At 72.0% G+C, this 9111-nt stretch carries 4 protein-coding genes and 1 pseudogene; 4 read left to right on the top strand and 1 reads right to left on the bottom strand.

The window, feature by feature from the left end; genetic code table 11:
• The 4 genes from ACFXA3_RS18940 to pulA form a co-directional block, all read left to right on the top strand.
• On the top strand, window positions 1-522 hold a 522-nt coding region (locus tag ACFXA3_RS18940), incomplete at its 5' end, for a DUF3459 domain-containing protein (RefSeq protein WP_385188131.1).
• A complete protein-coding gene (locus ACFXA3_RS18935) occupies window positions 510-1526 on the top strand; it encodes a LacI family DNA-binding transcriptional regulator (protein ID WP_385188129.1) in 1017 nt (338 codons plus the stop codon). The genes ACFXA3_RS18940 and ACFXA3_RS18935, both read left to right, overlap by 13 nt.
• A gap of 214 nt (window positions 1527-1740) precedes the next feature.
• Window positions 1741-3438: a carbohydrate-binding module family 20 domain-containing protein gene (locus tag ACFXA3_RS18930; RefSeq protein WP_385188127.1), complete on the top strand. Its 1698-nt coding sequence runs from the start codon at window positions 1741-1743 to the stop codon at window positions 3436-3438.
• A gap of 85 nt (window positions 3439-3523) precedes the next feature.
• A complete protein-coding gene (pulA, locus tag ACFXA3_RS18925; RefSeq protein WP_385188126.1) occupies window positions 3524-8866 on the top strand; it encodes a pullulanase-type alpha-1,6-glucosidase in 5343 nt (1780 codons plus the stop codon).
• Here pulA and ACFXA3_RS18920 read toward each other — a convergent pair.
• A pseudogene (locus ACFXA3_RS18920) lies at window positions 8853-9111 on the bottom strand (hypothetical protein); the annotation flags it as partial. The gene pulA and the pseudogene ACFXA3_RS18920 sit on opposite strands and share 14 nt — an antisense overlap.

The raw sequence follows: 9111 nt of genomic DNA, 5'->3' as shown, positions 1-9111 counted from the left end.
ATGCTGGCGCTGCCCGGGTCCGCGTACGTCTACCAGGGCGAGGAGCTCGGCCTGCCCGAGGTCGTCGACCTGCCCGACGAGGTCCGCCAGGACCCGTCCTTCTTCAAGGAGAACGGCCAGGACGGACTGCGCGACGGCTGCCGCGTGCCGATCCCGTGGTCCGGCGACCAGGCCCCGTACGGCTTCGGCGACGGAGGCAGCTGGCTGCCGCAGCCCGCCCAGTGGGCGGGACTGAGCGTGGCCGCCCAGACCGGCGACCCCTCCTCGACGCTGGAGCTGTACCGCGCCGCGCTGCGGATCCGCCGTGAGCGGGCCGACCTCGGCGCGGGCGACGCGGTGGAGTGGCTGGAGGCGCCCGAGGGCGTCCTGGCGTTCCGCCGCGGCGACTTCGTCTGCACGGTCAACACGACCGGCGAGCCCGTACGGACGCCCGTGCGCGGTACCGCCGTCCTGCTCGCCAGCGCCGAGCTGACCGACCCGGGCACGCTGCCCGCCGACACGGCGGTGTGGTGGCAGGGGTGACCTCCCCGCTCCGGCTGACGGACATCGCCGCGCAGGCCGAGGTCAGCGAGGCGACGGTCAGCCGTGTGCTCAACGGCAAGGCGGGCGTGGCGGCCGGCACCCGGCACAAGGTGCTGGCCGCCATGGACCTGCTCGGCTACGAGCGGCCCGTACGGCTGCGCCGCCGCAGCAACGGGCTGGTCGGACTCCTCATCCCGGAGCTCACCAACCCCATCTTTCCCGCGTTCGCGCAGGTCATAGAGCAGGCACTGGCCGGTCACGGCTACACACCGGTGCTGTGCACCCAGACGCCCGGCGGAGCCACCGAGGACGAACTGGTCGAGCAGCTGGAGGAACGCGGGGTCACCGGGATCGTGTTCCTGTCCGGCCTGCACGCCGACTCGACCCTCGACCCCTCCCGCTACCAGCGGCTGTCCTCCCGCGGCGTCCCCTTCGTGCTCATCAACGGCTTCAACGAGCACGTCAACGCCCCGTTCATCTCCCCGGACGACAGGGCGGCCGCCGACATGGCCGTCCGCCACCTGGAGGACCTCGGACACCGGCGGATCGGCCTGGCCATCGGGCCGACCCGGTACGTGCCCTCGGCCCGCAAGGAGCAGGGGTTCAAGGCCGCGCTGCCGGAGGCCGACGGGGAAGGGCTGATCCAGCGCACGCTGTTCACGGTCGAAGGCGGCCACGCCGCGGGCGGCGCCCTGCTGGACCGCGGCTGCACCGGCATCGTGTGCGGCAGCGACCCGATGGCACTCGGCGTGATCCGGGCGGTACGGGAGCGGGGGCTGCGGGTCCCCGAGGACGTGTCGGTGGTCGGCTTCGACGACTCACCGCTGATCGCGTTCACGGACCCGCCGCTGACGACGATCCGCCAGCCGGTCCGCGCCATGGCGACGGCCGCGGTCGGAGCCCTCCTGGAGGCGGTCGGCGGCACCCCGGTCCAGCGCACGGAATACGTGTTCCAGCCGGAACTGGTGGTCAGAGGCTCAACGGGCCAGGGCCCGGGGGAGTAGAAGGCCCGGTTCCGTCTTTTGTGGGGGGCTGCCCGGTGCGGGCAGCCCCCCACGGCCGTTCTGGCCGACCGTGGCGTCAACCGGCAGGTGGGGATGGCCTGGAGGACACGTCGGGGAAACAATTCTGCAATCTCTTGCGCAAAGTCTTGCAGCGCTCCTACCTGGCCCCTACCGTCGCTGCAATCCCCACCTCTCCCGCCAGGAGGACCCCCGCATGCCTGCCAGAGCCGTCAGGGCTGCAACCCTTTTCGCCGCCACCGCACTTGCCGCCGCCGGGCTCGCGGGGCAGGCGCCCCGGGCCGTTGCCGCCGCGCCCGGGGGCAAGGACGTCACCGCCGTGCTGTTCGAGTGGCGCTTCGAGTCCGTCGCCAAGGCCTGCACGGATTCGCTCGGGCCCGCCGGGTACGGGTACGTGCAGGTGTCGCCGCCCCAGGAGCACGTCCAGGGGGCGCAGTGGTGGACCTCGTACCAGCCCGTCAGTTACCGGATAGCCGGGCGGCTCGGCGACCGGGCCGCGTTCAAGGCCATGGTCGACACCTGTCACGCGGCGGGGGTCAAGGTCGTCGCCGACTCCGTGATCAACCACATGGCCGCCGGTGACGGGGTCGGGACCGGCGGGTCCTCGTACACGAAGTACGACTACCCCGGGGTCTACTCCGGCGCCGACATGGACGACTGCCGGGTGAGCATCTCCAACTACCAGGACCGGGCCAACGTCCAGAACTGCGAGCTCGTGCAGCTGGCCGATCTGGACACCGGTGAGGAGTACGTGCGCGGGCGGATCGCCGGATACCTGAACGACCTGCTGTCGCTGGGCGTGGACGGGTTCCGGATCGACGCCGCCAAGCACATGCCCGCGGCCGACCTCGCCAACATCAAGTCCCGGCTGGGCAATCCGGGCGCGTACTGGAAGCAGGAGGCCATCTACGGGGCCGGCGAGGCCGTCTCCCCGAGCGAGTACCTCGGCAACGGCGACGTGCAGGAGTTCCGCTACGCCCGGGACCTCAAGCGGGTCTTCCAGAACGAGAACCTCGCCTACCTGAAGAACTTCGGGGAGGCCTGGGGGTACATGCCGAGCGGGCAGGCCGGGGTGTTCGTCGACAACCACGACACCGAGCGCGGTGGCGACACCCTGAACTACAAGAACGGCTCCGACTACACCCTGGCGAGCGTCTTCATGCTGGCCTGGCCGTACGGGTCCCCCGACGTGCACTCCGGGTACGAGTGGACCGACAAGGACGCCGGCCCGCCCAACGGCGGTACGGTGAACGCCTGTTACTCCGACGGGTGGAAGTGCCAGCACGCCTGGCGGGAGATCTCCTCCATGGTCGGGTTCCGCAACGCCACGCGCGGCCAGGCCGTCACCGACTGGTGGGACGACGGCGGTGACCAGATCGCCTTCGGGCGGGGCGCCAAGGGGTACGTCGTCATCAACCACGAGGGGTCCGCCCTCACCCGTACGTTCCGGACCTCCCTCGCGGGCGGTGACTACTGCGACGTGCAGAGCGGGCGCACGGTCACCGTGAACTCCGCCGGGCAGTTCACGGCCACGATCGGGGCCGGTACCGCACTCGCCCTGCACGTGGGCGCCCGTGGCTGTACGGGTGCGCCCGCGAACGCCGCCGGAGCCTCGTTCGGCGTCAACGCCACCACCGTTCCCGGGCAGAACGTCTACGTCACCGGGGACCGCGCGGAGCTCGGCGGCTGGAACACCGGCAGCGCCCTCAGGCTCGACCCGGCGGCCTACCCCGTCTGGAAGCTCGACGTGTCCCTCCCGGCCGGGACCGCGTTCTCGTACAAGTACCTGCGCAAGGACGCCGCCGGGAACGTGACCTGGGAGAGCGGGGCCAACCGCACCGCCACCGTCCCGGGCAGCGGCAAGGTCGTGCTGAACGACACCTGGCGCAACTGAAACACCACACCCCACAGACCAGGGCCGCCCGGTGTTCCACCCTGCCAACCGCCGGGCGGCCCTCCCGTACACAAGGAGACCCGCCTTGATACGCCCCGCCGCGGGAGTGATCGCCGCCGCCCTGGCCGTGACGCTGCTGCCCGCCCTCCCGGCAGCGGCCGCCGCGCCGCCCGCCCCGCCCTCGGACGCCAAGCTGGCCGCCGAGCCCGCACGGCACGACCTGACCCGGGAGCAGTTCTACTTCGTCCTCCCGGACCGGTTCGCGAACGGCGATCCGCGCAACGACACCGGCGGCCTGACCGGCAGCCGGCTGGAGACCGGACTGGACCCGACGGACAAGGGCTTCTACCAGGGCGGCGACCTCAAGGGCCTGACCGACCGGCTCGACTACATCAAGGGGCTCGGGACGACGGCCATCTGGATGGCGCCGATCTTCAAGAACCAGCCGGTGCAGGGCAAGGAGGCGGACGCCTCCGCCGGGTACCACGGGTACTGGATCACCGACTTCACCCAGGTCGACCCGCACTTCGGCACCAACGCCGACCTGGCGAAGCTGATCGACAAGGCGCACGCCAAGGGGATGAAGGTCTTCTTCGACGTCATCACCAACCACACCGCCGACGTCGTCGACTACCGGGAGGCGTCCTCCTCCTACCTGTCGAAGGGCGCCTTCCCCTATCTGACGAAGGACGGGGTGCCCTTCGACGATTCCGCGTACGCGCAGGGCAAGGGGAAGTTCCCCGCGGTCGACGCCGGGTCCTTCCCGCGGACGCCGTTCGTGCCCGAGGCGAAGAAGAACCTGAAGTCCCCGGCCTGGCTCAACGATCCGACGATGTACCACAACCGGGGCGACTCCACCTTCGCCGGGGAATCCTCCGACCAGGGCGACTTCGTCGGCCTCGACGACCTGTGGACCGAGCGCCCCGAGGTCGTCAGCGGGATGGAGAAGATCTACGAGAAGTGGGTCAAGGACTTCTCGATCGACGGCTTCCGCATCGACACGGTCAAGCACGTCGACACCGGGTTCTGGACGCAGTGGGCCACCGCCCTCGACAAGTACGCCGCCCAGCACGGCCGGAAGAACTTCTTCATGTTCGGCGAGGTCTACTCCGCCGACACCGCCGTCACCTCCCCGTACGTGACGCAGGGGCGCCTCGACGCCACCCTCGACTTCCCGCTCCAGGACGCGATCCGCGCGTACGCCTCCCAGGGCGCGGCGGCCTCGCGGCTGGGCTCCGTACTGGCGGACGACTACCGGTACACCACGGACAAGGCGAACGCGTACGAGCAGGTCACCTTCCTCGGCAACCACGACATGGGCCGCTTCGGGACCTTCCTGAAGCAGGACCGGCCGGGGGCGGGCGAGCAGGAGCTGCTGGACCGCTACCGGCTCGCCAACGAGCTGATGTTCTTCTCCCGGGGCAACCCGGTGATCTACTCCGGCGACGAGCAGGGCTTCACGGGCGCCGGCGGGGACAAGGACGCCCGCCAGCCGCTGTTCGCCACGAAGGTCGCCGACTACCTCGATGACGACCAGCTCGCAACGGCGCGCACGCACGCGAGCGACGCCTACGATCCGGGACACCCGCTCTACCGGCAGATCAGTGCTCTCTCGAAGCTGACGAAGGACCACCCGGCCCTGCGCGACGGCGTCCAGAGCGAACGATTCTCCGACGGCTCCGTCTACGCCTTCGCCCGCACCGACACCCGCACCCGCACCGAGTACCTCGTCGCCGCCAACAACGGCACCGGGGCGCGGACCGTCGAACTCGACGCCCCGGCCGGCGCCCAGTACCGCACCCTGTACGGCGGCACCGCCCTGATCCGCTCCTCCGCGGCCGGCAAGCTCACCGTCACCGTCCCCGCCCTCGGCTCGGTGGTGCTCCAGGGCGTCTCCCCCCTCGCGGCCCCCGCCGCCAAGCCCGCCCTCACCCTGAAGGCGCCGGCCCCCGGCGCCGCCGGTACCGTCGAGCTGTCCGCCGACGTCACCGGCGGCGGCCTGAACCGGGTCGTCTTCGCCGCCCAGACCGGTACCGGCCCGTGGCAGGTCCTCGGCTCCGCCGACCACGCCCCGTACAAGGTCACCCAGCACATCACGGCCCCGGCCGGTACCGCCCTGCGCTACAAGGCCGTCGCCGTCGACTCCCGCGGCCGCACCGCGAGCGCCCTCGCCGGGTCCGTCTCCGGCCAGGTCCCGCCCACCCCGGTGCCCACCGCCACCCAGCGCGACTACGCGGTCGTCCACTACCACCGCCCCGACGGCGACTACACCGACTGGCGGCTGTACGCCTGGGGCGACCTCGCCGACGGCGAGGCCACGCCCTGGCCCGCCGGGCACGATTTCACGGGCCGCGACGCGTACGGCGCCTTCGCCCACGTCAAGCTCAAGCCCGGCGCCTCCTCGATCGGCTACCTCGTCATCGACAAGGACGGCACCAAGGACGTCGCCGCCGACCGCACCCTCGACGTCACCAGGAGCGGCGAGGTCTGGCTGGAGCAGGGCAAGGAGGAGGCCACCACCGACCGCCCCGCCTACCCGCCGCAGGACCAGGCCAAGGCCGTCCTGCACTACCAGCGCCCCGACGGCGCCTACGACGGCTGGGGCCTGCACGTCTGGACCGGCGCCGCCACCCCCACCGACTGGTCCAAGCCGCTGATGCCAGCCCGCACCGACTCCTACGGAGCCGTGTACGAGGTCCCGCTCGCGGCCGGCGCCACCAGCCTGAGCTACATCCTCCACAAGGGCGACGAGAAGGACCTGCCCACCGACCAGTCCCTCGACCTGAAGGCCACCGGCCACGAGGTCTGGATGCTGGGCGGCCGGGCCCCGTACCTGCTCCCCCAGCCCGCCGGCTCCTCGGCCGCCCTGGACCTCACCAAGGCCGAGGCCGTCTGGATCGACCGCGACACCCTCGCCTGGAACGCCCCCGCGGCCGCCGCCTCCGTCCAGCTCCTCGCCTCGGGCGAGGGCGCCGTCACCGCGGAGAACGGCATCCTGCGCGAGAACGGCGCGCAGTGGCTGCGCCTCGCCAAGTCCGAGCTCACCGCCGCCCAGAAGCAGAAGTTCCCGCACCTGGCGTCGTACGCCGCGTACACCGTCGACCCGCGCGACCGGGGCCGCGTCCGCGAGGCCCTGCGCGGCCAGCTCGTCGCGAGCGCCCGCGCCGCGAACGGCGCCGTCCTGGCCGCGACCGGCGTCCAGCTCGCCGGCGTCCTCGACGACCTGTACGCGAACACGGCCCCGCTCGGCCCCGTCTTCAAGGACGGCCGCCCCACCCTGTCCGTATGGGCCCCCACCGCCCGCAAGGTCGCCCTCGAACTCGACGGCCGCACCGTCGCCATGCACCGCGACGACACCACCGGCGTCTGGTCGGTGCGCGGTGAGCGCAGCTGGACGGGCAAGCCGTACCGCTACGACGTGACCGTGTGGGCTCCCAGCACGCGCCGGATCGTCCGCAACCTCGTCACCGACCCGTACTCCACCGCCCTGACCACCGATTCCACCTACAGCCTGGCCGTGGACCTGGCCGCTCCGAAGCTGGCCCCGCCCGGCTGGCGCGACCTGCGCAAGCCCGCGGCCGTCCCCTTCACCTCGGCTCAGATCCAGGAGCTCCACATCCGCGACTTCTCGGTCGCGGACCCCACGAGCGCCCACCCCGGCCAGTACCTGGCGTTCACCGACACCGGCTCGGCGGGCATGCAGCACCTGCGCGCGCTGGCCGCGTCCGGCACCTCGTACGTCCACCTGCTGCCCGCGTTCGACATCGGGACGATCCCGGAGAAGGCCTCCGACCGCACCGAACCCGCCTGCGACCTGAAGGTGTACGCGCCGGACTCGCCGCAGCAGCAGGCCTGCGTGGCCGCGGCGGCCGCGAAGGACGCGTACAACTGGGGCTACGACCCGCTGCACTACACCGTCCCGGAGGGCTCGTACGCGAGCGACCCGAACGGCACGGCCCGTACGGTCGAGTTCCGCAGGATGGTCCAGTCGCTGAACGGGGCCGGCCTGCGCACGGTGATGGACGTGGTCTACAACCACACCGTCGCCTCCGGCCAGTCCGACAAGTCGGTCCTGGACCGCATCGTGCCGGGCTACTACCAGCGGCTGCTGGCGGACGGCTCGGTGGCCACCTCCAGCTGCTGCGCCAACACCGCTCCCGAGAACGCCATGATGGGCCGGCTCGTCGTGGACTCGATCGTCACCTGGGCGAAGGAGTACAAGGTCGACGGCTTCCGCTTCGACCTGATGGGCCACCACCCGAAGGCGAACATCCTGGCCGTGCGGCAGGCCCTCGACGCGCTGACCGTCGCCAAGGACGGCGTCGACGGCAAGAAGATCATCCTGTACGGGGAGGGCTGGAACTTCGGCGAGGTCGCGGACGACGCCCGCTTCGTCCAGGCCACGCAGAAGAACATGGCCGGCACCGGCATCGCCACCTTCTCGGACCGTTCGCGCGACGCGGTCCGCGGCGGCGGCCCCTTCGACGAGGACCCGCGCGTCCAGGGCTTCGCCTCCGGCCTGTTCACCGCCCCGAACGCCTCACCCGCGAACGGCACCGCGGAGCAGCAGCGGGCCCGGCTCCTGCACGACCAGGACCTGATCAAGGTCGGGCTGTCCGGCAACCTCGCCTCGTACGCCTTCACGGACAGCGCGGGCAAGCGCACCAAGGGCGCCGAGGTGGACTACAACGGCTCGCCGGCCGGCTACGCGCAAGCCCCCGGCGACGCCCTCGCCTACGCCGACGCCCACGACAACGAAACCCTGGCCGACGCCCTGGAGTACAAGCTGCCGGAGGGCACCTCCACCGCCGACCGGGCCCGGATGCAGGTCCTGGCGATGGCCGTCGGCACCCTCTCGCAGGGCCCGTCGCTGTCCCAGGCGGGCACGGACCTGCTCCGTTCGAAGTCCCTCGACCGCAACTCGTTCGACAGCGGCGACTGGTTCAACGCCATCCACTGGGACTGCCGCGACGGCAACGGCTTCGGCCGGGGTCTTCCGCCCGCCGCCGACAACGCCGCCAAGTGGCCCTACGCCAAGCCGCTGCTGGCCGGCCGGCCGGCACCCGGCTGCGCCGACATCACCGCGGCCTCGGCGGCCTACCGCGACCTGCTGCGGATCCGTACGACGGAACGGGCCTTCGCCCTCACCACACCGGAGGCGGTCCAGGCCGCGCTGGCCTTCCCGCTGTCCGGCAACGACGAGACCCCGGGGGTGATCACCATGACCCTCGGCGACCTGGTGGTGGTCTTCAACGCGACCCCCACCGCCCGGCCCCAGCGCATCCCGGCCCTCGCGGGCACCGGCTACGCCCTGCACCCGGTCCAGGCGGCCGGCGCCGACGCGGCGGTCAAGCAGGCGACCTACGACGCGCGGACGGGAGAGTTCACCACCCCGGCCCGCACGGTCGCCGTCTTCACACGACGGTGAGCTGATCGAGCCGCTTCTCCAGCAGGATGACCCCGTACACGCGGCCGTCCTTGCCCTCCTTGTGGGGGAACTCCCCGACCACCCGGTAGCCCGCACTCCGGTAGTACGTGAGCAGCCGGGGGTTGGTGGAGACGCAGTCCAGCCGCGGGCGCCGCGGCGCCGCGCCCCCGCGGCGCGCCGGCGGCGGGCTGGCGGCCGGCCGGGCGCCCCCCCCCCGCGGGGGGGAGTGTGAGACACTCTCTCCC

The organism is Streptomyces sp. NPDC059456, from assembly GCF_042750055.1.
In the GTDB taxonomy this organism is placed as follows: Bacteria; Actinomycetota; Actinomycetes; order Streptomycetales; family Streptomycetaceae; genus Streptomyces.
This window is presented reverse-complemented; position numbering and strand designations above follow the sequence as displayed.